Raw genomic sequence first — 26,994 nt, 5'->3', positions numbered from 1 at the left:
ACGCCTACCTTAGGAGATCGCCTTCATCTTCATCGTCACTGAGGATGACCTCCTGACCATTGGAAAGCGATAGGGGAGTGCAGCGACCAGTCTCCTGAAACCAAAGAGCACTGATATGCGCATCGTCGCTCGCGGGCAGCGGATCTGCCCGTCGCACCTTGAAAGTGGTGGGTAAGTTTACCGAATTTCCAAACACCAACGCATGCTGCTTCGGGAGTGAAGGCAATCGTCGTAACACTCCCTCAGATATCGTCGGTGACATTTGCCTGATCTGTGACAGATCGTCGGGATTCTGGATCCGGTGAACGACAAAATTAGAACACTGCGAGAGAACAGTCTTCGATAACTCGCTTGGCCGCTGGGATGCGACCAGCAGGATAAGTCCGTATTTTCGGCCCTCTTTAGCGATCCTGTCGAACACGCGTCCGGCCTCCAGGGCATAACGCGACGGTGTGGCCGAGATGTAGCGATGCGCCTCCTCCAGAAGCAGGTGGACGGGGAACCGGTTACGCGGTTCGGCCTGACGCAGCAGCCTGAAAATCATGCGAGCTACGACTGCGCTCACCAACTCGACGACTTCATCGTCGACGGAGTTCATATCAATGATAACGATCTGCGCCGACTTCAGATGTCCCTGCCCATGCGGGATCAAGCCTAATAGACTGGCGAGAAATGCTTTGGCATCGTTCGGTGCGCCAACTGCGGTATGGCGAAGAAAGTCATAGTCTTGCCGCTCTAGCAAAGCTTTGAAGCGGGTGACCATTTGCGAGCAATAGTCGCGGATTTGGCGATTGCCGTGCGCTTCCTCGTAAAGCAGCGCCAGGTCGATCGCATCCCCCAGTGCCTCGAAATCAAAAGGAATATTGCCATACTCGGGCATCTTAAAGTCGGGAATAAGAAAGCCGCCATGTCCGTCTGCGCCTATAAGGCGTTCAAAGGCATCGTTAATGTATTGCATCGTGCCGTAATTGACCTCAATCAGATCGCCGATTGTGTTCGAATTGATTTCGGCAGTGCTAAAGCGCTGCATAATTCCGAGAATGCGCGTTTGCTTAGCGCCCGGCGGTGTTTCGTCTGAGAGGATTTGGGTTATACACTTGGCGAGGATGTGGTTGCGGATCTGATTGAGTTGTTGACTCGCGGTTCCGCCAAACAGCGTCGCCAGCCCCAGGGCCATTCGCAAGATCGGTACTTGCGTCCGCTCGCTCGCCTGGAGCAGCAATTCCCATTCCGACAGATCAAGGAACCAATGCGGAATACGAAAACGTCCCGCGGCAGCGGTGCCGTCGAGGATGAGTCTGTCGACTCCGATCTTGGTGTCATTGGCAATGTTGCTGAACGCCTGATGGTATTCGCCGTTGACGTCAAACACCACGAACGTTGCACCCCTGGCGTGATGTTCGTCCCGTTTTTCGAAAAGCTCCTGAAGGATTGATGCCACCGTACAGGACTTGCCGCTACCGGTGTTGCCCAGCACTGCGGCATGGCCACCGAAGAATTCGTCGATTCGCACCTTCACAAGGTATTCCTCGAACACTACCGACTTGCCTATCTCAAGGATTCGCAATCGGGTGGCTTCGGGCGGGACAGGGCCGGCCCCGTCCAACCCGGTTGAAGGCTCCGTGGCCGGACTAGTATCAAAGATACGGTCAAGCTCGCGGTCCAGCGCGTATAGCGCGTCGGCGTAGAGCGAGGGGAAGACGGAAACGCCGAACCTGAACTTTCCCCCCTCTATTGGGAGCATGCCCACTGGCACTACGTCCAGAAATTTAGCTGAAGCCGCCCTATCCAGATCACTGCCCGCAGCGGTGTCGCGTTCCCGAAGTCCAACGATCTCTGCTACGACATAATCAGTCTGCGCCAGGATCATGACAAACGATCCCAATCGGGCGACATAGTGAACGTCGTCAAAACCCACTACCGTAAAGCTGTCCGTGTCACCCTTCATTTCTATCACGAACTTGTCGGCCGAGACCGACACCACTGAGCCGATGGTGCGCCGCCGATCGTCAGTCGTCACTGGCTACTCCGTCCGCTGTCGCTGTGGTCCCTGAGGCCATCGTGCGCAGCACCAACTTGACCGCCTCGTCGATGCGATCGGACGGCCGGCGAGGCAGTAGATGCTCCACAATTGTGCTGAAGTAGTGCGCTGGAGCGCCGTCGGTGGGGCCGGGACCACCAATTATCCAGATTCGCGGGTCGCCAAGCGCCCGAAGTTTGGCGATTTCGCCGCCTGAATTGGGGTCAGCATAAATAATCAGGCGGAACGTTGGGATCGTCAGCGCTTGATAGATGATGTTGTTCAGATGCTCGTCACCGAATGCATAGCCCATAGTGATCAGAACGCTCTGCTCTCGGACAACCCGTGACTGGAACTCGCGGAAGAGATCAGAATACGGGGAACCGAGACTTGAGTTCTGCTTGGCTGGCGTTGGGAAGATCATTACCTTTGAGGGTGATGTCTGCGGCCATGTTTCTCGGATTGGAAACAGCCCGTGATCGTCTTCAGTCCAACTGATCGAGCCGTGCAGCTTGCAAAGGTAGACGAAGCCGTCCACCGCTGACCACTTCCGGTTTGTTAAGTCGAGCTGTTCGGCAAGAGCATAACGAAATGTAGCAGGGTTGAACCGTCGCTCCACCACACCTGAAAAACCATTGGAGTAGGGCAAGCCCAAGCGATCCATCGCACGCTCGTTGAAAAGATCGTAGTTCGTTGTGAATACCCAAGGACGAGGCAACGAGCGGTCGCGTAGCACTAATCGACGATAGAAAGATTCGTACAGGTCGAGAACACTGTGGTCGCCATTCGAGAAAGGCCCCTCGGTGCATCGCTCCCAAAGGAAGGCATGTACTTTCTCAATAATGCCGCTGACCGTCGCGACTTCCTCGAAATCGCCCAAATCGTCGCTGCGATCGAGCACGAACCGGAGAGCGTAAAGTGTCTCCATCAGTCGCTCTAGGTTCTTGGCATACCCACCATCGAGCGATAGACCGTAGCCAGCGAGCCAAGAGATTTCGCTAGCGTTCAGCGCCCACTGGGGCGTTGATGAGGAACGCGCATCCGCATCATCGGGCACGGCTGCTGTCTCACTCCTCACTTCGGGTCTCGGAGGGGCTATGGTGCCACAGAATTCCTTGGCAAGCGGAAGCATGGTTGGTATGCCACGTTCTGCCTTTTCGACGACCATAGAAGAACAGCCCGCCCCGAGTAGGAATGCGACGTTGCGCGCACCAAGGGCATCTGCAAGTGCCTTGCGCACCTTCTCAGGTCCCCTGTCCCAGTCAAGCTGCTGAGTTGCCTGGTCTCCGTGTCTAACGAACGTGAAACGCCCGTCAGATACAGCCTTCTCATCCGCAGTCGAGATTTCCGCTACTACTTCGTTGTCCTGTTCCACGGCCCCCGCCGATCAAATTGAGTGCAACCACAATCCATCATCCGCCGAGATTATTACCCGATTCTACACGTCCGTTCCTTCCATTTCCTTCTTTCGAGGCGAGGTACAAGGCTTGACTGCCTCTTTGATATCGATGCCAGGCAACCTGCGCCCTATTTCGAGTGGTCTGAGGAGAAGGCTCTCTTTCCGCTAGTTCAAGCACTTGATACTTGGGGGGGCGTGAAACCTGGCGCTCTACGCGGTCCGTTTATTTAGCTTAATGCTGACACGTTTAACCTCTCGTGAGGTATCAACTTGGATTCAATGACGACGACCCCATCCAATTCGATCCGGATATGGACCCGAATTCAAATAGTTGGGGAGCTTATCTCATATTTTACAGACCATCGCGTCTGTCGGATGAGGAGATGCAATGGCATTTCAGTGATCGCGACGGCCGATGGAGTGAGCAGACGAAGGCGGCGATGAAGGCATCTGGTGCGAAGGGCCTAGACCTCAATCGCAACTGGGCTCTGACCCATCAGGTTTGGTCCTGTGCCGGATGTGGTAGGTCGAAAGGGCAATGCTTCCGACTTTCCAAGCGAGGCATTCTTCTAGGAAAGCTGGAGATACATCACGACCACCTGCGGGACCTCGTCTGGCCGCGTGCCGGGGAGCTGCTTGGAGAGGACTGGCGGGACAGGCTTCCCGGTACTGGGCAAATGCTGGGGCTCGCTAGGGAAATAACGTCGCGCTTTTCCGAAGCGATGGTGTGTTCGGAATGCAATGCAGCCGACGGGAAGGCTAAAAGACTGCTTCCTGAAATCGATCGCCGTTTCACATTCACCGTCTCTGAAATCAAGAAATTTGCGATTCCGCGCGCTGGCTTAGATCACGGTATCGATGTCGTGAGAGCTCGGTCGATCTGGGAGGAGCAACGTGATGGCTTTGAAATGCGATTAGACCTTCTTGATACGCTGATCCATGAGATTGGCAGCCGTCGCATCTCGCACGACAGGGAGGGATGGCTGGGCATCAGACCAATGCAGGAGCTACTCGGCAGCCAGGAAACTGTGTTGAACGCCTTCTACGAGCAGATTCGTGCGGATGACCGCAGGTCCGAGATTAATGGGCTGCAGGCAGAATTCCTTACTCGGTCCGTCAGCTTGGATTCGCTACGTTTTTCCGAACCGCGGGGGGTACTCCCTGCTGTTGCTCCTTCGGACGAGGAGTATGCAGCCTATTCCGATCCGGTTTCTCCAAAGACATGGGGGGCTGCGCCTGAGGACTGGACCTGCACCTGTTGTGGCCGCGCGAAGCGGGAGATTGTCAGGAAGGCCAAGACTGAAAAATGGTCAGGAGGTGTAAGGAGCCTTCGGGTTCTCGTTGACGAGACCGACCTCGAGACGATTACACGGAGGACACGACTGTTTCCTCAATACCGGAACGACTTCTGGGTCGGGGCCTCGCACTTCGTATCGGTCTGCTCCGACTGCAAAAAAGTCAACAGAGACGCACGTCAGAAGGACCGCACCGTGCCTGATGGCTATCTTTCCCTCGAGGACATTCAGGCCGCCCTCCAGGAGGTGCGTCCTCACTCAGAGCACCTAGTCGACTACGCCCTCGTGCGAGAGAAGATGCTGACAAACCGCCTTATGACTCTGCCTACGAAGCCTATTCGGCCTATCAATCACTCGTCCGGAAGCTCGCAATCGTGATGCAATACCGCATTGAACGACGTGTTCCACGCGAAGCGGTCGTAGCTGAATTTTGCGAGATCTTGCACTTCGAGCACGACATCGACTCCCCTGAAGAGCAAGAGGACTTTGTCGAATGGCTGCTGTCGCGGCAGAGATTGGATGATGATGACTGAAGTCACCGCCTAATTGAGATCGTATCTCTGCAGCGCCATCTTGGCCGCATCCGTCATGTACTCTTCGCGCGATGTGACAGGCGCACGCCAGGACCGCCACCGTTCTCCGGTATAAATTCTATCCCAACTGCCTCGAATGTGGCCTGTATCGCGGCTACCGTCGAACTCTTGAGATGTTCTCCTCGCTCAAATCGAGCGATGGTGTCAGGTGATACGTTGGCGTTCCGAGCCAAATCCCTCGTTCCCCAGCCAAGTGCAGCGCGCGCCATTTTGCATTGGATAATGTTCATTTCGTAACAGAGATACGATTTTCGTTGATCCAAAATTTCAATCAAGTTATCGTACCATTGATACGATAATAGGGTCTGGCCGCTGCGGCTGCTGACGGTGTTAGCACCACCCTCAGCAGCCTAACCACACCCAAGCTGTAAGGAGCTCGGATCATGGCTGATTCCGACATTAGCACGACTTTGCCTTCCGTCACGCGCAGGCGACTAATTGCGGGTGCTGCTGTGACAAGCGTATTCTGGCCGTTTGGAGTTTCAAGTCACGAGGGTCCACGAAGCGACCCGGAGCTAAGCGATGCTGTTCTCGACCTCTGCCAAAACTGGCAGAGGCTTCACGATAAGACACTGACGCTGTGCCACCGGCAACATCAGTTGGAAACAGATCTCGCTAGGACGGTGGGTTTTCCTCGCATCGACGTGCAGCTTTGCGATGGCCATGAGGTGACGGTCCATTCCATTGAGGACCTCAAGGATCTCCATTTTCCCGAAGTCGAATGGGGTAGGGCACTCGCGAGCTTGGCCGCGCAACAGGCGCGATGGGACGCTGCGGATGCTGAGATCGGGTATTCGAGAACAGACGATCTGATAAGGCAAGCGGAAGCGGCGGAACAGGCACTTTTAGATGACCTGTCACGGTCTCCTGTGTCTTCCATCGAAGGTATATTGGCTAAGCTGATGGTCATCATACGCAACGGCGAGCACTGGGAGGACCCACACAACTTCCCATGGCCTCATATCCGTTCGGTGCTCGACGACGTCGCCCGCCACCACTGCATCGACCCTACGACATAGTCGCATCACGCGAGCGACAGAGTGAAGGAGTCCATTCGCCCTATTGGTTTGCTGAAGGGGGTAGAAAAGGCAAGGCAAGCGCACATAACGGTCATTCGAGATTTTGGAAGTTTCTCTGATGCTGTTCCGATGCGGATGAAATCCGAGCGGAACAGGAATGGTGAAGACAGCTGGGCACTATTTAGACGATGACAGCGGATTGCCGGCCGAAACGGCTTTGTCGTCGTGCAAGCGCAAAGTCAATGACGCCGTGTTGGAACAAACTATTCGACTTTTCGAAAGTCGCACCGGCCGATCTATGTCCAAGGAAGATGCTCGGCAGATCGTGGAGAATGTCTCTGGTTTCTTTCGCATCCTTTCTGACTGGGATCGGACAGAGCGGGCGCAAAAGTCGGTGCCGCGTAATCATCCAGCGGAGTAACGGCAGGCGAGGGGCATAAATTATCTGCTAACCGGGTTGACGATGGGCCTGAGGCGTCAATGATCTGCCCGCCCTAGTCATTCTCACCGGTACTACCGCCGACCCCAATGACCAAGGAAGCGTCGACGATGGATCAGCGCACCATTCAACTCCCAAAAAACCCGAACTTGGTGAAAGCACTGCTCTATGCTCGTGTCTCTTCCAAGGAGCAGGAGAAAGAGGGATTTTCCATACCAGCGCAATGCAAGCTGCTTCGGGATTACGCCCTGCAAAATCAGTTCGCGATCGCCCAAGAATACATCGACATCGAGACTGCCAAGGCCAGCGGACGCACCAACTTCAGCGAGATGGTCAAGTATCTGCGCAAACATCCGGGCGTGCGCGTCATCCTGGTCGAAAAGACCGACCGGCTCTATCGCAACCTCAAAGACTGGGTGACGCTCGACGAATTGAATGTCGAGATCCACCTCGCCAAAGAGGGCGTGGTACTGTCGCGGGACTCCCGTTCCTCGGAAAAGTTCATGCATGGCATCAAGGTGCTGATGGCCAAGAACTACATCGACAATCTGTCCGAGGAGGCGCGCAAGGGCCAGATGGAGAAAGCCGAGCAGGGCATTTGGCCAACGAAAGCGCCGCTTGGCTATGTCAACGTCGTGGCCAAGGACGGGAAGAAGGTCATCGAGCCGGATCCTGTGCTCGCGCCAATTGTCGTCAAGCTGTTCGAACGCTACGCGACGGGACAGTATTCACTCAAAGCACTCACCAAAGCCGCCCATGCCGACGGGCTGGTCTATCCAAAGAGCGGCAATCTCGTCCCCGTGAGCACGACACATGCGATCCTGCGCAATCGGCTTTATTCCGGCTTGTTCCAGTGGAACGGCAAGCTGCACCGAGGCAAACACGAGCCGCTGGTGTCGATCGAATTGTGGGAACGCGTCCAGGGTGTCCTGACGGGGCGCAATGCGACTCCCATTCATTCTGGCGGGAAAGAGTTTGCCTTCACCGGCCTGATGACCTGCACCGAGTGCAACTGCGCGGTCGTGGCCGAGATCAAGAAAGGCAAATACGTCTACTACCACTGTACCGGGCATACCGACAAAGGCCGGGGCGGCTATGCCGATTGCCGCCGCAAATACGTTCGCGAGGAGGTGCTCGATCAGACATTTGCAGCGCTACTCGACGCGCTGCATTTTGACGAGGAAGTGCTGGACTGGGTACGGGAGGCACTCAAGGCAAGCCACGCGGACGAGAAGCGTGAACATGAGCAAGCCCTCCACAGATGCCAAACCGAATACAAGCGCATCGAAGATCGCTTGAACGCCATGTATCTCGACAAACTCGACGGGCGCATCGACAACGCCTTCTATGACCGCATGTCGACACAGTGGCGCGTTGAGCAGACGCGGCTGTTACGAAAGATCGAACGCCACGGCGAGGCTCAGGAATCATACATGGACGACGGCATTCGGCTGCTCGAATTGGCTCGCAACGCCAGCCAGTTGTTCGCCCGCCAACCCGCGCACGAAAAGAAACGGCTTCTGAATCTGGTGCTGTCGAACTGCGGATGGACCCGAGGTGAGGTTCAGGCGGTCTTCAGACAACCTTTTGATTTGCTTGCGGAAACTTTAGCTTCGGCTGCAGCGCAACAGGCCGGGAGAGCCAACGTATCGGCGGAGCATCCAATTTGGCTGGGGCGCCAGGATTCGAACCTGGGAATGTCGGTACCAAAAACCGATGCCTTACCGCTTGGCGACGCCCCAACAGCCGATGAATCGGATGTGAGCGGCCTTATAGGCAGAGCCGGCCAAAAGCACAATCGCCAATAACATGCCAAAATCGATGCACGAGCCCCGCGGAAGGTCGGGGGCTCGCGCAACGGCTATTCGCTCCAGACGGCCAGTTCGTTGCCGGCCGGATCCGCGAAGTGAAAGCGCCTGCCGCCGGGAAAAGAGAAGATCGGCTTGACGATCGTACCGCCGGCGTTGGTGACCGCGTCGAGCGTCTCTTCCAGGTTTTCCGAATAGAGCACCGGCAGTGGTTTGGCCGTTGCAGCGGAGGGGTCGGCATCAAAGCCGCCGTCCAGGCCTTCGTTGAAAGCCGAATAGGTTGGCCCGTAATCCGTGAACGACCAGGAGAAGGCCGCGCTGTAGAATGCCTTGACGTTGTCGAGCTTGCCTTTGGTAGCCGGCATTTCGATGTAGTCGAGTTTGCCTGTCTTACGCATTGCAGCACCCTTTGTTCTTCATATGTTCTTTATGGCATGGGAACCGCCAGAGACTCAAGGGCTTCATGGCTATGAGGGCGCTTGGATTCGGCATGGCGAGCCGTCCGCCTTCTCTGTCGAACTGGTCGAGTGATTCCTTTTCCCGTGAGAACGGAGTTTGATGACATGGCATCCCGCCATCCTTTCGAGTGGCACCAGCTGCCCGATTTCCGACACATCACTCACCCCTAAAATGGCTTAATCGATTGTAGCTGCGGGCGAGGGTTTCAGGCGCTTGCCTTTCGCAGCGCAGCATCCTAGGCAGGCCGCGAGGCTTACCCCGGGGCAGGAGCCCCAGAGGCGAAACCAGGCTGAGGAGCGAGCATGACCAAGTGGGTCTACACCTTTGGCGACGGAGCGGCCGAAGGCCGCGCGGGAGATAAGAATCTGCTGGGCGGCAAGGGGGCCAATCTGGCCGAGATGTGCAGCCTGGGCCTGCCGGTGCCGCCAGGTTTTACGATCACCACCGACGCCTGCAATCACTACTATGCCAATGGGCGCGCCTATCCGGGTACACTGGAGGGCGATGTCGACGAGGCACTTGGGCACATCGGCCGGATTACCGGCCGCAGCTTCGGCGATCCCGGCAAACTGCTTCTCGTCTCGGTGCGTTCCGGTGCCCGTGCATCGATGCCGGGCATGATGGATACCGTGCTCAACCTCGGACTCAATGACGAGACGGTCGAGGCATTGGCGAGCGATTCCGGTGACGCTCGGTTTGCCTATGACAGCTACCGCCGTTTCATCCAGATGTACTCCGATGTCGTGATGGGACTCGATCACGAGGTCTTCGAGGAAATCCTGGAGGACCAGAAAGCCAGCCTTGGCTACGAACTCGACACGGAACTTTCCGCCATCGAATGGCAAGGTGTCATCGCGCTCTACAAGACCAAGGTCGAAGAAGAGCTCGGCAAACCGTTCCCCCAGGATCCGCGTGAGCAGCTCTGGGGCGCCATCGGCGCCGTCTTTTCCAGCTGGATGAACGCGCGCGCTATCACCTACCGTCGCCTGCACGATATTCCCGAAGCCTGGGGCACGGCCGTCAACGTCCAGGCCATGGTATTCGGCAATATGGGCGAGACCTCGGCTACCGGCGTCGCTTTCACCCGCAATCCATCGACCGGCGAGAAGCTGCTCTACGGCGAGTTCCTGGTGAACGCACAGGGCGAAGATGTCGTGGCCGGCATCCGCACGCCGCAAAACATCACCGAGGCAGCCCGCATCGCCGCTGGTTCCGACAAGCCTTCGCTTCAGAAGTTGATGCCGGAGGCCTTTGCCAACTTTGTCGCGATTTCGGACAAGCTCGAAAAGCACTACCGCGACATGCAGGATCTCGAATTCACCATCGAGCGCGGCAAATTGTGGATGCTGCAGACTCGATCCGGAAAGCGCACGGCCAAGGCCGCTCTGAAGATCGCGGTCGACATGGCTCATGAAGGCCTGATCACCAAGGAACAGGCGGTGGCCCGTATCGATCCGTCTTCGCTCGATCAGCTTCTGCATCCGACCATCGATCCGCGCGCCGAGCGCAACGTCATCGGCGTCGGCCTGCCGGCATCGCCTGGTGCCGCCACAGGCGAGATCGTGTTCTCCTCCGACGACGCCGAAGAACTGAAATCGCAGGGCCGCAAGGCAATCCTGGTGCGCGTCGAAACCTCGCCGGAAGATATTCACGGCATGCATGCCTCCGAAGGTATCCTGACCACGCGCGGCGGCATGACCAGCCATGCCGCAGTGGTCGCGCGCGGCATGGGCAAGCCATGTGTTTCAGGGGCCGGTTCGCTGCGCGTCGACCATAAGGCAGGCGTGCTGATTGCGCTCGGCGCCACCTTCAAGAAGGGAGACATTATCACCATCGATGGCGGCAACGGCCAGGTGCTGAAGGGTTCAGTGCCGATGCTGCAGCCCGAATTGTCCGGTGACTTCGCCGCCATCATGGAATGGGCCGATGGTGCGCGCCGCATGAAAGTGCGCACCAATGCCGAGACACCGGCCGACGCGCGCATGGCCCGCTCCTTCGGTGCCGAAGGTATCGGGCTCTGCCGTACCGAGCACATGTTCTTCGACGGCGCCCGCATCGTCGCCATGCGCGAGATGATCCTGGCCGATACTGAGAGGGATCGTCGCTCGGCACTTGCCAAGCTCCTGCCGATGCAGCGCTCGGACTTCCTGGAACTTTTCGAGATCATGGCCGGTCTGCCGGTGACCATCCGACTGCTCGACCCACCGCTGCATGAATTCCTTCCCAAGACCGAGGAGGAGGTGGCCGAGGTCGCCGCCGCCATGAATGTCTCGGCCGACAAGCTTCGGCAGCGCACTGAGGCCCTGCACGAATTCAACCCGATGCTTGGCCATCGCGGCTGCCGTCTGGCGGTCTCCTATCCGGAAATCGCCGAGATGCAGGCACGTGCCATCTTCGAGGCGGCAGTCGAGGCCGGTCGCAAGGCCGGCGCGCTGGTGGTGCCGGAAATCATGGTGCCGCTGGTCGGCATCGTGAAGGAGCTCGACTACGTGAAGGCGCGCATCGACCAGGTGGCCAAGGCCGTGATGGACGAGACCGGCGTCAAGATCGACTACCTCACCGGCACCATGATCGAACTGCCGCGGGCAGCCATCCGCGCCCATGTCATTGCGGAGACGGCGGAATTCTTCTCCTTCGGCACCAACGACCTGACGCAGACCACCTTCGGCATTTCGCGCGATGATGCGGCTTCCTTCCTGGAGACCTATCGCCAGAAAGGCATCATCGAGCAGGATCCGTTCGTGTCGCTCGATCGCGATGGCGTTGGCGAACTGGTGCGCATGGCTGCCGAAAAGGGCAGGGGTACGCGTCCGTCCATCAAGCTCGGCATCTGCGGCGAGCATGGTGGCGATCCGGCCTCGATCAGCTTCTGCGAGGAAGTGGGGCTGGACTACGTCTCCTGTTCGCCCTTCCGCGTGCCGATCGCCCGTCTGGCGGCGGCGCAGGCGGCGGTGGCGAAGTAGAGGAACATCCGGCGGTCTTGCACGTTCCGTCGCAAGATCGCCGTTTTCGCCAGCCATGGGCGGCGGGAACAGAGTTCTTTGGAAATTGCGATGCGCATCCTTGTCACCGCTGCCTTGACGGCGACGCTGCTGAGCGGTCCGGCCTTCGCCGGGCCGTCGGAACGTCTTGTCGAGCCGACGCTGCGCATAACGCCGGGCGGCAAAGCTGTGCCGCGTGTTGCGCTGACCTTCGATGCCTGCATGGGCAAGACCGATCGCCGCATCCTGTCGGTGCTGGTCGACAACAGCATCCCGGCGACGATTTTCGTCACCGGCCGCTGGCTGAAGCATAACAAGGATGTGCTGGCCGAACTGCAAGCACATCCGGACCTGTTCGAGATCGAGGACCACGGTGCCATGCACGTGCCGGCTGTTGATCGGCCGATCCGTATCTTCGGCATTGCCGCAGCCGGTTCACCCGAGGCGGTCGACAAGGAAGTGCGAGGCGGCGCGGAAGCCATCGAGGCGGCCGGTGCGACGGCACCGCGCTGGTTTCGCGGGGCAACGGCACGCTACAGCAAAAGTGCCATCGAGCAGATCCGCAAGCTTGGTCTGCGGGTCGCCGGCTACTCCGTCAACGGCGATGGCGGCTCGCTGCTTGGTGCCGCAACCACCGAAAAACGCATTGCCGCTGCCCGTGATGGCGACGTGGTGATCGCCCATATCAACCAGCCGACACATGCGGCTGGCGAGGGGGTCGCCAAAGGGATCCTCGCGCTCAAGGCCAAGGGCTTTTCGTTCGTCAAGCTGTCCGATGTTCCTGCCGAAGGCTCGGACGGCACAACGGTTGAGACGGTTGCTGGTTACTGAGGGCGCGCCTGCGCGCGCGGGATGGCTAGCCTCTCAGATCAGCCTCTGTCCGCCATCGATATGGAGCGTCTCACCCGTCATGAACTCGTTTGCCATGAGGTAGAGGTAGGCAGGTGCGATGTCGGCCGGATTTGCAACCTTTCCAGCCGGCAGTCTGGAACCGATGTCTTGGAAGAAGCCGGATTTGGCCTCTCCGACAAGCTCGTCCCACATCGGCGTGTCGACCCAGCCGGGCGATACGATGTTGACACGCATCGGTGCGAGTTCCAGCGCGAGCGCCCTGGCGAAATAGCTGAACGAACCGGCGATGGCGGACACCACCGAGCCGCCAGGAACCGGCGGCCGATCCTTGTTGATACCGGAGGTGAAGGTCATGGAGCCTCCAATTCTAAGCGTACGTGCCGCATGTTTGGCGAGCATGACCGCACCAATCAGCTTGTTGTCGACGAAGCTGCGCACGAAATCCATGTCGGTATCGTTGATCGGATAATTTGGGGGCGGCGTCCCGGCCGTCGAGACGAGATGGTCGAACGATCCGATTTCCTCGAACAGCCGGCTGACTTTCGCTTCCTTGGTCATGTCGGCAGCAATGCTTCTCACATTGCTGTCTGCACCAAGTGATTGTCGTGCAGTCTGCAGCTTGTCGTGCGAACGACCGACGATCGTGATATCGGCGCCATTCTGCAAAGCTGCAGCAGCCACACCGAGCCCGATGCCGGAGCTGCCCCCGACGACGACGATTTTCTTGCCCGTAAGCGATGCCATGGGGAGCCTCTGCTCTTGATGATGTTGGAGGATTACGCTTGACCTGCGTAGGCAGCTTCCAGGTCCGCGACGATGATCTTGGTCATGCCGTACATGGCCTGCCTTGCCCGATGTGCCTTTTCTCGGTCCGGGTCGGTCATCAGTTTCAGCGCGATCTCCGGGATGACCTGCCAGTAGACCCCGAATTTGTCCTGCAGCCAGCCGCACGGCTTTTCGGAGCCGCCACCTGCGATGAGCGCATGGTAGTAGTAGTCGGTCTCCTGCTGGTCCTTGGTTTCTATATAGAGCGAAAGCCGTTCATTGAAGGGCGGCATGGATCCTGCGTCGAGCGCTGTCAGCTTCAGCCCTTCGAGCTCGAAGTCGAAGACCGCATGTGGAACGCCTCCGCCCGCCTTGGAAAAACCGTCGGTGAATTCCCGGGTTCCGAGAGCCTTCGCGTCCTTGAAAGCCGACATATAGAAATCCCGTGCTTCTGCCGAATTTCCGTTGAACCATAGAAAAGGACGAATCGTAGCCATGCTGATCCCGTGAGCTTTGATCACAAATTGGCTGACATCTTCGCCGGTAGTAGCTTGACCGACAAACCACTAGTTGGCACAAATTTGTGAAGATCACTCACAGATAACCGATGGCTCGCAAGCTTCCGCCACTCAACGCCTTACCGAGTTTCGAGGCAGCCGCACGGCATTTGAGCTTCTCCAGGGCGGCGGAAGAACTCAATGTCACGCATGGTGCCATCAGCAGGGCAGTCAAGAACCTTGAAGATCAGCTCGGCGTTCAGCTGTTCGAGCGTGCCACGAGGTCCGTGCGTCTCACTGCCGTCGGCGAACCTTATGCGCGCGCCGTCCGCGACATGCTTGATCAATTGGCGATAGCCACGGCCTCCGCGACGAGCCGCCATTCGAACACGACGCTGAATGTGAGCACGTCTGACGGTTTCGCCGGAAAATGGCTGGTGCCGCGGCTCTATCGCTTCCATCGCGCTCACGGCGATATCGACGTTCGGGTCTCGACGACAGGGAAACTCACCAACTTCCGCGGCGACGGCATCGATGTCGCCATACGTTATGGCAGTGGTGACTATCCCGGGCTGACATCGGAATTCCTGGCTGGTGAAGAGGTTTTCCCGGTCTGCAGTCCAAAGCTGCTTGAAGGCGCGCATCCGCTGCACGAACCTGAGGACCTCAGGCACCATACGCTGATCCACGATGGTTATCCGATCGACTGGGCAACCTGGCTTGCCAGCGCGCGGGTGGAAGGCGTGGACCCCTGTAGCGGGTTGACCTTCGATTCCGCCAGTTTCGCCGTCGAGTCTGCCGTGCAGGGTGAGGGGGTCGTGCTCGGCCGCACCATGCTTGTCGCCGCCGATCTGGCCAGCGGCAGGCTGGTTCGTCCTTTCGCGCACGCGCTGAAGTCTCTTTCCAGCTTCTACGTCGTCTATCTTCCTGATGCCATTCGTCAGCGCAAGGTACGGGCTTTTCGGGACTGGCTCCTTTCGGAAATCCAACCAGCCGAGACTTGAGGGATCGGTATTGGCAGGGAAGAGCTAGGTTGCGGTTGTTTCGATCTCGACCCGGTCAGGGTAAAATGCACCGTGATCCTTGATGACGAGCATCTCGTCGTAGGGTGCCCGATAGGCCCACATCACATCCCTGCGCGTTTCAACGCCGGTATCGGCACTCCAGTAGCTGGCATCACCCTTGAAGGGACAGTGGGTCGAGCTGTCGCTTGGCACCAGCATGTCAAATCGAATGTCGGCGAACGGCACATAGAGCACCGGCGGATAGTTCGCTTCCTGCAGAAGCTGGGCACGACCGGAGGTCGCGATCACCGTGTCACCGAAGCTGACGGTGACCGTGCCATCGAACGGTTCGACGGTGATCGTGTGCCCAGGGCTGCGCTTGAAACCGGGGGCAGGATTGGCTTTCTGGTCCATAAGACATCTCCACTGCTGGCTCCCATATAGAGCCGGCGATGGCTAGCGCCAGCAACCTGCTGACAAAACCAGCTCTGGAATCAGGCGGCGACCTTCAGCGCATCCATCAGCCCGGCATACGCCTCGGCGATACGTGCGGCGGGGTTGCTGCTCTTGGAGGCGGTTTCCACCTTCAGCGAGCCGCCCTTGGCCGGCAGCGACAGCAGCAGATATTGCCGGTTCTCGCCGTCGCCGACGGATGCAGCGGCGACATACTCGTCGGCGCCCTCATTCAACACGCACATGCTGAAAAGAAGCTTGCCGCTGACGGCTTCGAGCGCGCCGTCCACAACAGTTGCAAATTCCTCCGTGGAGACGGCCTTGGCCACCGGTGTCAGCTCGCCGAGGCTTTCCTCAAGCGCGGTTTCAAGGGCTTCATCGTCGATCTGCGGGTCCATCGCGAACCTCATCCATCTCGCCTGTCACGTCCCGCCAGCTTGAAAATATGCAGACTTTGGTCGGCTTGACAATGGTCGGTTGCAGAATCGCCGCGCGATGCGCGCACAAAGGGTCTTTTCTGACCTGCGGCAGTCTGGACTTTCTCGACGTTCCTTCCAGAATGCAAAAAAAACATAAGATGAGGAGGAACACGATGCTCGGACTGATGCAGCAATGGCCCTTGCTGTGCCACAAGATCCTGGACAATGCGGCGATCCAGCATGGCAAGCGTGAAATCGTCTCGCGTTCTTGCGAAGGGCCGATCCTGCGTTCGACTTATGCCGAACTCAGGCAGCGCTCATTGAAAGTCGCACAGCGGCTGCAGCGCGATGGCTTCAAACTGGGCGACCGCATCGCGACTTTGGCATGGAACACCGCTCGTCATCTCGAGGCCTGGTACGGGACGATGGGCATCGGTGCGGTGTATCACACGCTCAACCCGCGCCTGTTTCCCGAACAGATCGTCTGGATCATGAACCACGCTGAAGACCAGGCGATTTTCGTCGACCTCACCTTCATGCCTCTGGTGGAGAAAATTGCCGGTGCTGTACCTTCGCTGAAGAAGATCATCGTCCTGACCGACAAGGCGCATATGCCGGCAACCAGCCTGACCAATGCCGTGCCCTATGAGGAATGGCTGGCCGAAGCCGATGGCGATTTCCAATGGACAAGCTTCGACGAAAATACTGCCGCCGGCATGTGCTATACTTCCGGTACCACGGGTGAGCCCAAGGGCGTGCTCTACAGCCATCGCTCCAATGTGCTCCATGCCATGATCGCGGCCATGCCAGATGCCATGGGCATTTCCTCGCGCGATGTCGTGCTGCCGGTGGTGCCGATGTTTCACGCCAACGCCTGGGGGCTCGGCCAGTCGGGGCCGATGATCGGGGCCAAGATGGTCATGCCCGGCGGCAAGATGGACGGCGCGTCCATCTATGAATTGCTCGACACCGAACAGGTGAGCTTCACTGCGGCGGTCCCGACCGTCTGGCTGATGCTGCTGCAGTATCTGGAGGAAACGGGCAAGAAACTGCCTCACCTGAAGAAGGTGGTGATCGGCGGTTCGGCATGTCCGCGCGCCATCACCCAGAAATTCCAGGACAACTACGATGTCCAGGTCATCCATGCCTGGGGGATGACCGAAATGAGCCCGCTTGGCACGCTGGGAACCCTGAAACCGGAATATGCCGGGCTGACCGGCGATGCGCGGCTTGATGTCCAGCAGACTCAGGGCTTCGCGCCGTTCGGTGTCGAAATGAAGGTCACCGACGATAACGACAACGCTCATCCTTGGGATGGCAAGACATTCGGACGCCTCAAGGTACGCGGTCCCGCGGTGGCCAGCGCTTATTATGGCGGTGCGGGAGCCGAGCAGTTCGATGACGACGGCTGGTTCGATACCGGAGATGTCGCCCATATCGACGCCAACGGTTATATGCAGATCACCGACCGGGCCAAGGACGTCATCAAGTCCGGGGGCGAGTGGATCTCCACCATCGAACTCGAGAATCTCGCTGTCGGCCATCCCGATGTGGCGGAGGCGGCCGCGATCGGAATTCGCCATTCCAAATGGGACGAGCGCCCGTTGCTGGTGGTGGTGAAGAAGCCGGGCAAGGAGCTCTCGCGAGACGATGTTCTCGGTTTCATGAGCGGCAAGATCGCCAAATGGTGGATGCCGGACGATGTCGCCTTTGTTGCCGAGATTCCGCACACAGCCACGGGCAAGATCCAGAAAAGCGCCTTGCGCGCGCAGTTCCGCGACTATCGCCTCCCGACCGACTGAGTACATGGCTTCGAACGTCGGAACCGATTTTCAGAAGGGATGCCAAGCGACGCGCCAGAGCGTCGCTTGGGTGACGTTCTGGCCTGTGCAATTCCCAGCCGAAGCCGGTGCGGAGTGCTGCGTTTCGGCTTCAATCCGGCGCAGAAACACTCTAATGCTCGAGCCGGACTGGAGCGTTTCCGTTCTTCACGGAAACGCGGAAACGCTCTAATTCTTTGTTTTTACGCAATTCCGGACGGGAAACCGCCACAGTTGTTCTGGGGAAATTGGTGGCGATGACGGCATATCCCGAACGGCAGGTGGCAAGAGCGGCGGGCTGGTCGCGACGAACAGGGGCTTTCTCGGCAGTGCTTCTGCTCACTGCCTGGGGCGGTCACCACTATGGTCTGGTCGAGACCGGCGGTTTTCTCTGGGTGCTGGCGCTGGTGGCGCTGCTGGCCCTGTTGGCCCTGCTCTTTGCAGGTTTCGCGCTGGCGAGGTTGTGGAGCCATGGCGCTATCGGTGGCCGCGATCTTTCGGTGGGCGCACTTCTGGCTGTGCTCGTGCTGGTGCCTTACGGCGTTGCCGGGTACCGCATGGCCAGCTATCCGACATTGCGTGATGTCTCGACCGATCTCGACAATCCGCCTCGGCTCGATATCAGTTCCCGCACCGCCGGCATGAATGTTCTTGCGCCGTTGACACCCGGCGAGGAACGCCTTCAGGCCGAGATCTACCCGGCGGTAACCGGCCATCGTTACGACCTGCCATTCGACGAGACCTTGGCGGCCGTGCAGACCGTGTTCGACCGTCGAGGCTGGACAATCGTCGGCGAGATGCCCGAACCGCAGGAGGGACAAACCGAGGCGACGATCGCCGCGCTCGCCACATCCTTCGTGCTGGATCTGCCCGCGGACGTGGCGGTCCGCATCACCACCGATGGCGAGACCACATTGGTCGATATGCGCTCGGCGTCGCGCTATGGCCGTCATGATCTCGGTGACAATGCCGAGCGGATCGTCGCGTTCCTCGCCGAACTTGACCAGGAGGTTGCTGCGCAGATCGGGACGACAGCCGCGCAGTAGCTTCCTTGGGGACAGCGATGGCCGGCGCTGAGCTGTGTCGCGAGTTTTGACCGATCAGGCCGCCGGCCGGAATACGCCGTCGATCGAGACTTCGCCATCGCTTGTCGCCAGCCCCCGTGCGACCAGGTCTTCCAGATGCGCCAGAACCGAAAGCCCGGCAGCGCCGTGCAGCCTCGGGTCGGTCTCGCGATAGATCGCCTCGACGATCGTCTTGATGCTGCGGTCGCCTGATTTCAGCCGTTCAAGCACGGCCCGCTCGCGCATCTTGCGGTGCGCCTTCAAGCCGCGCATGAAGGTTTTCGGTGCCGTTACCGGTCCGCCATGGCCGGGCAGCAGAACGCGATCCTCGCGTTCCAGCAGCCGGTCGAGCGAGCGCATGTAATCTGCCATCGCGCCGTCGGGTGGCGCCACGATGCTGGTAGCCCAGGCCATGACATGGTCGGCCGAGAACAGCATGCCGCTGCCTTCCAGGGCGAAGGCGGCGTGGTTGGCAGTGTGACCTGGTGTCAGAACCGTGCGGATCGTCCAGCCGTCGCCGCTGGTGAGGGCATTGTCAGGCAGGACAATGTCGGGCCGGAATTCAGTGTCGGCACTGGCATCAAGTGGATTGGTTTCTCCGATCCTGAGCGGCCTGGCAGGGCGGTGTGGCCCCTCGGCCAGAACCGTGGCGCCTGTCGCCGCTTTCAGCCTGGCGGCGAGCGGCGAGTGGTCACGATGCGTATGGCTGACGAAGATATGACTGACCGGCCGCCCGGCAATGGCTTCGACCAGCGTTTTGAAATGCGCTTCGTTTTCAGGTCCTGGGTCGATCACCGCCAGCGTATCGCGACCGACAATGTAGGAATTGGTACCGTGGAATGTGAACGGGCTGGGATTTTGCGCGGTGATACGCAGGACGCCAGGCGCCAATTCGACAGCTGAACCATAGGCAGGCTCGAACCGGGGATCGAATTTCAGCATCATGCGGCGCAAAGCTCCGGTGTGGGAACGACGATAGTGGCTGCCATCTAGCATGGACAACTGACAAAAAGGCGATGCGTTTTTGGGCCAGCCGCTTCCGCTCGAGGCTGAGTGCCAACGTGCTTTTCTCGGCAAGCCCTGCTCCAGCATCCGCGTTTACTCTCAGAATCGGTTCAATTTTCATCCCGAAGACAATTCCTGGAAACATCCAAATGATCCGCAATTTTCTCGAGCCAGCGCCGAATCTGGATGGCAGATCGATACTCATCACGGGGGGAACCGGTTCCTTCGGCAAGGCATTCGTGCGTACCGTTCTGCAGCGCTATAAACCTGCTCGCCTTGTCATCTTCTCGCGTGATGAGTTGAAGCAATACGAGATGAACCAGGAACTCAGCGATCAAGAATATCCTTGTCTGCGCTATTTTATTGGTGACGTTCGAGATCAGGCTCGATTGGAAATGGCCATGGCAGGCATCGAATATGTCGTTCATGCCGCAGCTCTCAAGCACGTGCCGATTGCGGAGTATAATCCGTTCGAATGTGTTCAGACCAACATCATCGGCGCCGAGAATGTCGTCCGAGCGGCTTTGAACAAGGGGGTGAAGAAAATCGTCGCGCTGTCCACGGACAAGGCAGCCAACCCGATCAATCTCTATGGCGCTTCAAAACTTGCCTCTGACAAGATCTTCATTGCCGCAAACAATATCGCCGGCGCATCAGGTCTCCGAAGCTCGGTTGTCCGCTACGGCAACGTCATGGGTTCGCGTGGTAGTGTCTTGCCGTTTTTCCGCAAGCTGGTTGCAAACAAGGTCGATCGTATCCCGGTCACACATCCAGAAATGACCCGTTTCTGGATTACGCTCGAGCAGGGCATCAACATGGTGCTGTCTTCGTTCGACCTGATGAATGGCGGTGAGATTTTTGTACCGAAAATCCCATCGATGAAAGTTGTCGATCTCGCCAATGCCATCGCGCCCGGCATTCCGCATGAAATCGTGGGCATTCGCCCGGGTGAAAAACTGCACGAGGTCATGGTGACCGGCGACGATGCCCGCATGACGGTGGACCTCGGCGACCGCTATGCGATCTTGCCCGCCTTCCGTTTCTGGACAAAGGATGAGGACGTTGCGGGTAATCTGAAGCGGGTCCCCAGCAATTTCAAATATTCGAGCGATATCAACGACGAATGGCTGGACGAGAGCGGTTTCAATGAATTGGTGGCGCGCACCGGCATTTGAGGTCCGTCATGTCCGAGAGTTTCTTACCCTACGGTCGACACTGGGTCGATGAAGACGACATCGCTGCGGTTGCAGAATGTCTGCGCGGGGACTGGTTGACCACCGGTCCCGCGGTCGACTCGTTCGAAGCGGCATTCGCAGCAGTCGTTGGTGCTCGCTACGCTGTCGTCGTCTCCAATGGAACGGTGGCATTGCATCTGGCTGCGCTGGCTGCGCAGGTCGACGCGAATGATATCGGGATTGCGCCGACCATGTCGTTTTTGGCCTCCGCCAACGGCATGCGCTACACGGGTGCCGAGATCGTCTTTGCCGACGCAGATCCGGATACCGGCCTGGTTACGCCCGAGACTTTCCGTGCAGCCATAAAGCGTAGCGCAGGGCCGGTGAAGATGGCTGTTGTGGTGCATCTCAATGGCAACCCGGTGGATATGCCGGAAATTGCACGCATAGCCAGCGAACATAGCATCGTCCTGGTGGAAGATGCTTGCCATGCTTTGGGATCAACCTATCGCGACGAGACTGGTGCCGCGGTCAAGGTTGGCTCATGCCAACATTCTGCGATGACCGTTTTCTCGCTGCACCCGGTGAAGACGATCACAATGGGTGAGGGCGGCGTGGTTACAACCAACAATCCGGTTCTCTACGAAAGATTGAAGCTCTTGCGCTCGCACGGGATGGTAAGAGCCACCGAAAAAACCGTGAACCACGATTTGGCGTTTGCACGTTCAGGCGATGCAAATCCCTGGTATTACGAAATGCAGGAATTGGGCTTCAACTACCGGGCGCCCGATTTTGCCTGCGTTCTTGCGCACTCGCAGCTCAAGAAACTGCCGATGTTTGCGAGGCGGCGCGCGCAACTCAAGGAGATCTACGATCGTCAGTTTCGCGATATTGGAGAACTCGTAAAACCGCTTCTGATCGAAGCCTGTGCAGAACCGGTGCTGCATCTTTATCCGCTGCTCATCGATTTCGCTGCGCTCGGCAGGGAGCGGGCTCGCGTGATGGCTGATCTGCGGGAACTGGGGATAGGTACTCAGGTTCACTATATCCCGATCCATCGCCAACCTTACTACGTCGAGCACTCGCGTGTGGTCGATCTGCCGGGAGCCGACTCATACTACGAAAAGGCCCTTTCCATTCCCTACTATCCGCTGATGACAGACCAGGATGCGGAACGGGTCGTCAGAGCAGTCAGGGGTGTCCTGGGTATCAATAGCTAGCGGAAATGGCGCTCATGCTTTCTGATCCGGCGCGTCTCGGGATCGGCACCGTTCAGTTTGGATTTGCTTATGGCGTTACCAATCAGGCCGGCAAAGTGGGGGTGGAGGAGGCGACTTCCATTCTTCGCTTTGCACATCAGAATGGGGTCCGCACCATCGATACAGCCGCCCTCTATGGTGACAGTGAGGCTACGCTAGGTCTAGCGACTGCGGGGGCTGCTTTCGCCATCGTGACCAAAACGGTCAAGGTCGCTAGCGAAAGGAGCGCAGATGCGGCTGTCGAAGCCATCATTTCGCGCTTTGAGCGATCGATCCATGATCTCCAGGTTAGCCATGTCGATGCCCTGATGGTTCACGATGTGGCAGATCTGCTCGGTCGTTATGGGGACAAGGTTTGGCGCTGTCTGCAGGGTGTCAAGGCATCGGGACGAGCCCGCAAGATTGGTGCTTCCGTCTATTCCGGCAACAATATCGATACACTGCTGGCACGCTACGACATCGATATCGTCCAGCTTCCTATCAATGCCCTCGACTTGCGCTTGGTTGATGAAGGCCAGCTCGACAGCTTGGCGGCGCGCAAGGTCGAGATTCACGCCCGGTCGATCTTTCTCCAGGGATTGCTCTTGTCGCCACCAGAGCAACTGCCGTCGAAGTTTGCGGCTCTTGCGCCGTCCCTGGTCCAAATGCGTCAAACCTTCGCCGAGGCCGATCTGACTGTCATGGAAGGGCTCCTCGCCTCCGTCTTTCGCCATCCGATGGTCGATCGTGTGATCGTCGGGGCGGCCAGTCTTCGTGAATTCGAGGAAATCGTTTCAACGGCGAACCGGTTGCGCGCTCGACAAATCGATTATGCCTCCTGGCGTTGGCCGATTTCCGATGAGCGCCTGTTGAACCCCGCATTGTGGGGTGGGTTGTAAATGGGGCTTCCTCTGACGCAGTTTGCTAGCGTTTCGGAGCTACTAGTGCATTTCCCTCTACCTCACTCGGAACAGCGGCATCATCGGTTCGCAGCGAAGATATTGCCGGATGGCCTTGTTCTCTACGGCGTCGCGCAAGAGCGGAAATATTTCATCATAGGCAGTGAGCAGTTTTGCAACATCTGCGTCGCTGTGCGCGAAGCTGACATTGTGTGTACCAACCGAAATGATGCCGCGGGCCAGGATTTCCTGCATCCATAGGGTTTTGATTTCGAAGGAAGTGCTCCCGTTGGCATCGGTTATGCTCAGGAACGACCATGTCGGATGTCCTGCGGAGCCGAGAAAGCTTTCGCAGCCATGTTTGGCGATCAAGGCTTTGACGCCGTCAGCGATCTTGCTGCCTGTCGCGTTGAGTTTCTCGATCACATTGTGGCTGCGGATTTTCCTCAAGCTGGCTTGGGCTGCTGCCAGAGACATTGTTTCTCCGCCCATGGTGAAGGAAAAGAAAATCTCGGCAAACTCGGCCATGATGTCGGCGCGCCCGGCTACCGCAGAAAGAGGATAGCCGTTAGCCAGTCCCTTGCCGAAGCAGGAAAGATCCGGCTGTACGCCGAAAAGCTGCTGGGCGCCGCCCTCGGCATATCGAAAACCCGTGATGGTTTCGTCGAAGATCGCGATTGCGCCGTGGCTGTGAGCGAGGTCGATCACTCCCTGCAGGTAGCCCTCTTTCGGGAAGGTGGTATTCATCGGTTCGAGAATGACCGCAGCAAACTCATCGGGTTGGGATGACAGGACTTTGTCGAGCGCTTCCAGGTCATTATACGGGAAGACATGGGAGAGCTCGCGGGTTGCCTTCGGGACCCCTTTGTTGCGGGCAGTCGAGCCGATGTACCAGTCCTGCCAGCCGTGGTAGCCGCACATGGCGACTCGTTCTCGACCGGTGAAGGCCCTCGCTGCCCTGATGGCGCCAGAGGTCGCGTCGGATCCGTTCTTCCCGAAACGCACCATTTCCGCCGACGGCACCATCTCGACGATGAGTTCTGCCACCGCTCTTTCGAGGGGATGTGCCAAAGGGAAAGAGATGCCATCCTTGAGCTGCTCCATGACGGCGGCATTCACATCCGCATCGGCATGACCGAGCGTTACAGAGCACAGGCCATTGTTGAAATCGGTATATGCATTGCCATCAACATCCCGGACAACGGAGCCGCTACCCCGCTGGATGAAGAAAGGCGAGACACCACGCGGATACTGCGTGAGGCTTTTTGAAAATGTCTGTGACCCAAGCGGAATGATCTTCAGCGCTTGATCCAGCATCTCCTCTGAAGTCCGATAGCGGCCACCGCGTGCGTGGAGAGGGTTCGTTTCCTGCCTCGGGCTGGAATTGGACATCGCGACTTCAATCCTTGATATATTCAACTGTATGGCCGGCTTTCGTTGCCACTTTTGCCGAAGCTTCGTTGTTTCGCTTTATCCTCGCACGTTTCGGGCCGAAATGATGTCGTGCCAATGTGAGCATTCGGGTGGCCACACCTTTGCCTCGAAAATTCATGTCTACGGAATAGCTGATCTGATCGTCGTCGACGCGCACCATGCCCAGTGCGTTGCCATCTTCCTCGCAGATGTATAGCCCGGGGTCCGGTCGGGCCAGCCTGGCGGAGAGCCATTTCAGGTGGGCTTCCCAGGTGACTGGTTCCGCGTTGACCGACATCGCTCGGGTGAGCGGCTCATTTCGCCAATCGAACAACAGTCGCGCGTCTTCGACAGTCGCGGGACGCAGCTTCATTCGCTTTTGAACCCTTCGTTTCGCACGAACCCGGAGTTCAGTGCCGCTAGTGACGGATTCGCTTCCAGATAGGCAAGCACGTCACCGCTGTCGAAGGTGGGCTTTGTCGGATAGAGGGCCTGATATATGGCTTCTACAAAGGTAAAATCTGCAGGCTCGTCGACTGTCCAACGCAGTCCAGACAAATCCCTTTCATTTTCATAGTTCGCCAACTTGAACCGATCCGGCTGGCGATGAAGAAACGGCATCACATGTTCCCGATCAGATTTTGTTGTCGCCTCCCTCCAGGCGATTTGAAGGGCTTCGAAAGTCGCCACCTCGACATCCAGCCCGTCGGGGAATGTCGGTCGGATTGAATTCGAAGCGTAGTCGTAATTTCCGTCGATAGCGAAGCGAGTTACCGCGTCGATGACGCTGGGATCGGCGAGTGGACAGTCACCGGTCAGCCGTACGACATGAGAAGGAGCGAATGGTTCGGCCGCGCGATAGAAACGGTCAAGGACATCCTCCAGGTTGCCACGATAGACATCAATGCCGGCGTCTTGACCTATACTCGCTACGGCATCGTCTTCCGGATTGTGGCTGGTCGCCAACACCAGCCGCGCTGGTACTTTTGCGCATTGGATGCGCTCGATTTGGCGATGCAGCATTGGCTTGCCGAGGATAGGCTTCAGTACCTTGCCCGGAAGCCGTTTCGAAGATGCTCTTGCTTGCAACACCACTATGATCATCACTGCATCCGGCGAGTGCTGTAAGATTGCCCGATTGTCACGTCTCTATAGTAGATGGAGCGGCAATATCCATGCGTTATCAAGAGGTTTGCATTTGATCACACACAATTTTGAAGCTTTGGTGGGGGCTATTTGATGAGGGCGGTGATCCGGTGCGATGCTGGGGCGATCATTGGTGGAGGACATGTTGTGCGCAGCGCTGCTCTGGGTGCAGCGCTAAGACGACATGGCTTCGACGTCACCTTTGCCGTGTCTGACGAGACCGTGAGGAGCATTCCGCAATTGCTCGTCGATTTCCCCGGAACTTTGCAAGGCATGGCCGCCACTGAGGCTGATGCAGCGCGGATGAAATCGCATTGGCCCTTTGGTGTGGAACTTGCCGTCGTCGATCACTATGGCCTCGGTGAAGGATTTGAGAAGTCACTGGCAGGTTGGGCCAAGAAAATACTGGTCATCGACGATGCGCCGTCGCGGCGTCACGCTTGTACCCATTTGGTCGACATGACTTTTCAGCGGCGGTCCGAAGAGTACGGCGGGCTGGTCGATATGACTACGATCCTGCTTTGCGGCAGCAACTACGCGATGCTGCGCGACGCTTTCCAAAAAGAACGGCATGCAGCCCTTAAACGTAGGCCAGATGCGGTACACCGCATTTTGATCTCGATGGGCTTGAGCGACAATGTGAATGCTACCGAGGCTGTGCTGAAGGGTATCCGTGGCGCTGGTGGAATGTATGAGGTGGACTGCGTTCTCGGTGCGGCCGCGCCCCATCTCGACGCCACGAGGACCGCCATTTCCGCTGGCGGCGGTCGATGGCATCTGCATGCTGGCGCTGACGCTGAGACGATGGCGAGGCTAACAGCCGCGGCCGATATCGTCGTGGGCGCACCCGGCAGTGCGAGCTACGAACGCTGCTGTGTCGGCCGACCCACTCTCCTCATCATTGTCGCTGACAATCAGCTACACAATGCTGCTGCCTTGGAGGAAGCTGGTGCTGCGGTTGTGATCGGGAGACTCTCGACCGACACAGCCAGCGGTGTCGCTGGCGCAATCCGCATGTTGGCTGAAAGCAGGCCCAAACTGCATGCGATGCATCTTTCGGCTGCCGCGATATGTGACGGGACTGGCGCTGACCGCGTGGTGCAGGCATTGCTGGGTTCCTGATAGCAGATCGTCAAATCCCGCCCGATCGTTGTCGCTGGAAGCGTGGAAGGATGTCTGTCCGCGCAGCTTGACAGATTCGACGAAGTTCACGAGATGACGTGTCGACTTC

The 26,994-nt window shown here is 58.2% G+C and carries 24 protein-coding genes, 1 tRNA gene and 1 pseudogene; 13 read left to right on the top strand and 13 right to left on the bottom strand.

Features of this window, described 5'->3' with window-relative positions; all coding sequences use genetic code 11:
- Positions 1-4 precede the first annotated feature (4 nt).
- Together ACFWYE_RS15990 and ACFWYE_RS15985 are read right to left on the bottom strand one after the other, a co-directional pair.
- Complete coding sequence (locus ACFWYE_RS15990) at positions 5-2,020, bottom strand: ATP-binding protein (protein WP_379112627.1); 2,016 nt, start codon at positions 2,018-2,020, stop codon at positions 5-7.
- Entirely contained in the window at positions 2,010-3,395 is a 1,386-nt protein-coding gene (locus tag ACFWYE_RS15985; protein ID WP_379112624.1) for an SIR2 family protein, read from the bottom strand. The genes ACFWYE_RS15990 and ACFWYE_RS15985 overlap by 11 nt, the downstream gene beginning before the upstream one ends.
- Positions 3,396-3,802: 407 nt before the next feature.
- Here ACFWYE_RS15985 and ACFWYE_RS15980 point away from each other — a divergent pair, with 407 nt between their 5' ends.
- Positions 3,803-5,092, top strand: coding sequence for a hypothetical protein (locus tag ACFWYE_RS15980; RefSeq protein WP_379112621.1), 1,290 nt, complete (start codon positions 3,803-3,805; stop codon positions 5,090-5,092).
- The gene (locus ACFWYE_RS15975; RefSeq protein ID WP_379112620.1) at positions 5,089-5,247 is read left to right on the top strand and encodes a hypothetical protein; all 159 of its coding nucleotides are present in this window, start codon (positions 5,089-5,091) and stop codon (positions 5,245-5,247) included. Before ACFWYE_RS15980 ends, ACFWYE_RS15975 begins: the two co-directional genes overlap by 4 nt.
- Before the next feature lie 53 nt (positions 5,248-5,300).
- Here the strand turns inward: ACFWYE_RS15975 and ACFWYE_RS15970 are convergent, their stop codons facing one another.
- A complete protein-coding gene (locus ACFWYE_RS15970; protein WP_379113129.1) occupies positions 5,301-5,537 on the bottom strand; it encodes a multiprotein-bridging factor 1 family protein in 237 nt (78 codons plus the stop codon).
- Positions 5,538-5,690: 153 nt separating this feature from the next.
- On the opposite strand from ACFWYE_RS15970, the gene ACFWYE_RS15965 reads away from it, so the two are divergent.
- Positions 5,691-6,326 carry a hypothetical protein gene (locus tag ACFWYE_RS15965; protein WP_379112617.1) on the top strand — a complete coding sequence of 212 codons (636 nt, stop codon included), beginning with the start codon at positions 5,691-5,693 and terminating at the stop codon, positions 6,324-6,326.
- A gap of 528 nt (positions 6,327-6,854) precedes the next feature.
- Positions 6,855-7,862, top strand: a pseudogene (locus ACFWYE_RS15960) (recombinase family protein); the annotation flags it as partial.
- Between the two features lie 570 nt (positions 7,863-8,432).
- Here the strand turns inward: ACFWYE_RS15960 and ACFWYE_RS15955 are convergent.
- A tRNA-Gln gene (locus ACFWYE_RS15955) sits at positions 8,433-8,507 on the bottom strand.
- 119 nt (positions 8,508-8,626) lie between these two features.
- Positions 8,627-8,971 (bottom strand): VOC family protein, encoded by a 345-nt coding sequence (locus ACFWYE_RS15950; RefSeq protein WP_379061460.1) that lies wholly within the window; start codon positions 8,969-8,971, stop codon positions 8,627-8,629.
- A 363-nt stretch (positions 8,972-9,334) separates the two neighbouring features.
- Here ACFWYE_RS15950 and ppdK point away from each other — a divergent pair, with 363 nt between their 5' ends.
- Positions 9,335-11,995, top strand: a complete 2,661-nt coding sequence (gene ppdK, locus ACFWYE_RS15945) for a pyruvate, phosphate dikinase (protein ID WP_379112615.1) — start codon at positions 9,335-9,337, stop codon at positions 11,993-11,995.
- Positions 11,996-12,085: 90 nt separating this feature from the next.
- A complete protein-coding gene (locus ACFWYE_RS15940; RefSeq protein ID WP_379061456.1) occupies positions 12,086-12,844 on the top strand; it encodes a polysaccharide deacetylase family protein in 759 nt (252 codons plus the stop codon).
- A gap of 33 nt (positions 12,845-12,877) precedes the next feature.
- On the opposite strand, the gene ACFWYE_RS15935 is transcribed toward ACFWYE_RS15940, so the two are convergent.
- Both ACFWYE_RS15935 and ACFWYE_RS15930 read right to left on the bottom strand, forming a co-directional pair.
- A complete protein-coding gene (locus ACFWYE_RS15935) occupies positions 12,878-13,609 on the bottom strand; it encodes an SDR family oxidoreductase (protein WP_379112612.1) in 732 nt (243 codons plus the stop codon).
- 32 nt (positions 13,610-13,641) lie between these two features.
- Positions 13,642-14,127, bottom strand: a complete 486-nt coding sequence (locus ACFWYE_RS15930) for a VOC family protein (RefSeq protein ID WP_379112610.1) — start codon at positions 14,125-14,127, stop codon at positions 13,642-13,644.
- Positions 14,128-14,237: 110 nt separating this feature from the next.
- Between ACFWYE_RS15930 and ACFWYE_RS15925 the strand changes: the two genes are divergently transcribed.
- Entirely contained in the window at positions 14,238-15,131 is an 894-nt protein-coding gene (locus tag ACFWYE_RS15925) for a transcriptional regulator GcvA (RefSeq protein WP_379112607.1), read from the top strand.
- A 24-nt stretch (positions 15,132-15,155) separates the two neighbouring features.
- On the opposite strand, the gene ACFWYE_RS15920 is transcribed toward ACFWYE_RS15925, so the two are convergent.
- Together ACFWYE_RS15920 and ACFWYE_RS15915 are read right to left on the bottom strand one after the other, a co-directional pair.
- Complete coding sequence (locus ACFWYE_RS15920; RefSeq protein WP_379112604.1) at positions 15,156-15,545, bottom strand: DUF427 domain-containing protein; 390 nt, start codon at positions 15,543-15,545, stop codon at positions 15,156-15,158.
- Between the two features lie 80 nt (positions 15,546-15,625).
- Complete coding sequence (locus ACFWYE_RS15915) at positions 15,626-15,982, bottom strand: hypothetical protein (RefSeq protein WP_129415969.1); 357 nt, start codon at positions 15,980-15,982, stop codon at positions 15,626-15,628.
- Positions 15,983-16,176: 194 nt separating this feature from the next.
- Between ACFWYE_RS15915 and ACFWYE_RS15910 the strand changes: the two genes are divergently transcribed.
- Complete coding sequence (locus ACFWYE_RS15910; RefSeq protein ID WP_379112601.1) at positions 16,177-17,805, top strand: fatty-acid--CoA ligase; 1,629 nt, start codon at positions 16,177-16,179, stop codon at positions 17,803-17,805.
- Between the two features lie 275 nt (positions 17,806-18,080).
- A complete protein-coding gene (locus ACFWYE_RS15905; RefSeq protein WP_379061442.1) occupies positions 18,081-18,869 on the top strand; it encodes a DUF1499 domain-containing protein in 789 nt (262 codons plus the stop codon).
- Positions 18,870-18,923: 54 nt separating this feature from the next.
- Here ACFWYE_RS15905 and ACFWYE_RS15900 read toward each other — a convergent pair whose 3' ends face one another.
- Entirely contained in the window at positions 18,924-19,832 is a 909-nt protein-coding gene (locus tag ACFWYE_RS15900; RefSeq protein WP_379112598.1) for an MBL fold metallo-hydrolase, read from the bottom strand.
- Positions 19,833-20,041: 209 nt separating this feature from the next.
- On the opposite strand from ACFWYE_RS15900, the gene pseB reads away from it, so the two are divergent.
- The 3 genes from pseB to ACFWYE_RS15885 are packed head-to-tail and all read left to right on the top strand — an operon-like array spanning position 20,042 to position 23,204.
- Positions 20,042-21,067 carry a UDP-N-acetylglucosamine 4,6-dehydratase (inverting) gene (gene pseB, locus ACFWYE_RS15895; RefSeq protein ID WP_379112595.1) on the top strand — a complete coding sequence of 342 codons (1,026 nt, stop codon included), beginning with the start codon at positions 20,042-20,044 and terminating at the stop codon, positions 21,065-21,067.
- Positions 21,068-21,075: 8 nt separating this feature from the next.
- Positions 21,076-22,287, top strand: a complete 1,212-nt coding sequence (gene pseC / locus ACFWYE_RS15890; protein WP_379112593.1) for a UDP-4-amino-4,6-dideoxy-N-acetyl-beta-L-altrosamine transaminase — start codon at positions 21,076-21,078, stop codon at positions 22,285-22,287.
- Positions 22,288-22,301: 14 nt separating this feature from the next.
- Positions 22,302-23,204, top strand: coding sequence for an aldo/keto reductase (locus ACFWYE_RS15885; protein WP_379112591.1), 903 nt, complete (start codon positions 22,302-22,304; stop codon positions 23,202-23,204).
- 57 nt (positions 23,205-23,261) lie between these two features.
- Here ACFWYE_RS15885 and ACFWYE_RS15880 read toward each other — a convergent pair whose 3' ends face one another.
- From ACFWYE_RS15880 to ACFWYE_RS15870, 3 genes are read right to left on the bottom strand one after another with little or no spacing between them, the layout of a single operon-like run.
- Positions 23,262-24,596, bottom strand: coding sequence for an aminotransferase class III-fold pyridoxal phosphate-dependent enzyme (locus ACFWYE_RS15880; RefSeq protein WP_379112590.1), 1,335 nt, complete (start codon positions 24,594-24,596; stop codon positions 23,262-23,264).
- A gap of 7 nt (positions 24,597-24,603) precedes the next feature.
- Positions 24,604-24,990, bottom strand: a complete 387-nt coding sequence (locus ACFWYE_RS15875; RefSeq protein WP_379112588.1) for a GNAT family N-acetyltransferase — start codon at positions 24,988-24,990, stop codon at positions 24,604-24,606.
- A complete protein-coding gene (locus tag ACFWYE_RS15870; RefSeq protein WP_379061427.1) occupies positions 24,987-25,721 on the bottom strand; it encodes a cytidylyltransferase domain-containing protein in 735 nt (244 codons plus the stop codon). The genes ACFWYE_RS15875 and ACFWYE_RS15870 overlap by 4 nt, the downstream gene beginning before the upstream one ends.
- Positions 25,722-25,856: 135 nt before the next feature.
- Between ACFWYE_RS15870 and pseG the strand changes: the two genes are divergently transcribed.
- On the top strand, positions 25,857-26,885 hold the full coding sequence (gene pseG / locus ACFWYE_RS15865) for a UDP-2,4-diacetamido-2,4,6-trideoxy-beta-L-altropyranose hydrolase (protein ID WP_379112586.1): 1,029 nt from the start codon (positions 25,857-25,859) through the stop codon (positions 26,883-26,885).
- The last annotated feature ends 109 nt before the right edge of the window (positions 26,886-26,994 follow it).

It is taken from the genome of Mesorhizobium sp. NPDC059025 (genome assembly GCF_042739655.1).
GTDB lineage: Bacteria > Pseudomonadota > Alphaproteobacteria > Rhizobiales > Rhizobiaceae > Mesorhizobium.
This window is presented reverse-complemented; position numbering and strand designations above follow the sequence as displayed.

Excerpts from the sequence above, each read along its gene's own strand:
- ACFWYE_RS15920 (WP_379112604.1), bottom strand. The coding sequence starts at position 15,545 with ATGGACCAGAAAGCCAATCCTGCCCCCGGTTTCAAGCGCAGCCCTGGG.
- pseG (WP_379112586.1), top strand. The coding sequence starts at position 25,857 with ATGAGGGCGGTGATCCGGTGCGATGCTGGGGCGATCATTGGTGGAGGA.
- ACFWYE_RS15980 (WP_379112621.1), top strand. The coding sequence starts at position 3,803 with ATGCAATGGCATTTCAGTGATCGCGACGGCCGATGGAGTGAGCAGACG.
- ACFWYE_RS15925 (WP_379112607.1), top strand. The coding sequence starts at position 14,238 with ATGGCTCGCAAGCTTCCGCCACTCAACGCCTTACCGAGTTTCGAGGCA.
- ACFWYE_RS15935 (WP_379112612.1), bottom strand. The coding sequence starts at position 13,609 with ATGGCATCGCTTACGGGCAAGAAAATCGTCGTCGTCGGGGGCAGCTCC.
- ACFWYE_RS15915 (WP_129415969.1), bottom strand. The coding sequence starts at position 15,982 with ATGGACCCGCAGATCGACGATGAAGCCCTTGAAACCGCGCTTGAGGAA.
- ACFWYE_RS15870 (WP_379061427.1), bottom strand. The coding sequence starts at position 25,721 with ATGATCATAGTGGTGTTGCAAGCAAGAGCATCTTCGAAACGGCTTCCG.
- pseB (WP_379112595.1), top strand. The coding sequence starts at position 20,042 with ATGATCCGCAATTTTCTCGAGCCAGCGCCGAATCTGGATGGCAGATCG.
- ACFWYE_RS15875 (WP_379112588.1), bottom strand. The coding sequence starts at position 24,990 with ATGAAGCTGCGTCCCGCGACTGTCGAAGACGCGCGACTGTTGTTCGAT.
- ACFWYE_RS15950 (WP_379061460.1), bottom strand. The coding sequence starts at position 8,971 with ATGCGTAAGACAGGCAAACTCGACTACATCGAAATGCCGGCTACCAAA.
- ACFWYE_RS15965 (WP_379112617.1), top strand. The coding sequence starts at position 5,691 with ATGGCTGATTCCGACATTAGCACGACTTTGCCTTCCGTCACGCGCAGG.
- ACFWYE_RS15885 (WP_379112591.1), top strand. The coding sequence starts at position 22,302 with ATGCTTTCTGATCCGGCGCGTCTCGGGATCGGCACCGTTCAGTTTGGA.
- ACFWYE_RS15970 (WP_379113129.1), bottom strand. The coding sequence starts at position 5,537 with ATGAACATTATCCAATGCAAAATGGCGCGCGCTGCACTTGGCTGGGGA.
- ppdK (WP_379112615.1), top strand. The coding sequence starts at position 9,335 with ATGACCAAGTGGGTCTACACCTTTGGCGACGGAGCGGCCGAAGGCCGC.
- ACFWYE_RS15905 (WP_379061442.1), top strand. The coding sequence starts at position 18,081 with ATGACGGCATATCCCGAACGGCAGGTGGCAAGAGCGGCGGGCTGGTCG.
- ACFWYE_RS15910 (WP_379112601.1), top strand. The coding sequence starts at position 16,177 with ATGCTCGGACTGATGCAGCAATGGCCCTTGCTGTGCCACAAGATCCTG.
- ACFWYE_RS15900 (WP_379112598.1), bottom strand. The coding sequence starts at position 19,832 with ATGATGCTGAAATTCGATCCCCGGTTCGAGCCTGCCTATGGTTCAGCT.
- ACFWYE_RS15880 (WP_379112590.1), bottom strand. The coding sequence starts at position 24,596 with ATGTCCAATTCCAGCCCGAGGCAGGAAACGAACCCTCTCCACGCACGC.
- ACFWYE_RS15940 (WP_379061456.1), top strand. The coding sequence starts at position 12,086 with ATGCGCATCCTTGTCACCGCTGCCTTGACGGCGACGCTGCTGAGCGGT.
- pseC (WP_379112593.1), top strand. The coding sequence starts at position 21,076 with ATGTCCGAGAGTTTCTTACCCTACGGTCGACACTGGGTCGATGAAGAC.
- ACFWYE_RS15930 (WP_379112610.1), bottom strand. The coding sequence starts at position 14,127 with ATGGCTACGATTCGTCCTTTTCTATGGTTCAACGGAAATTCGGCAGAA.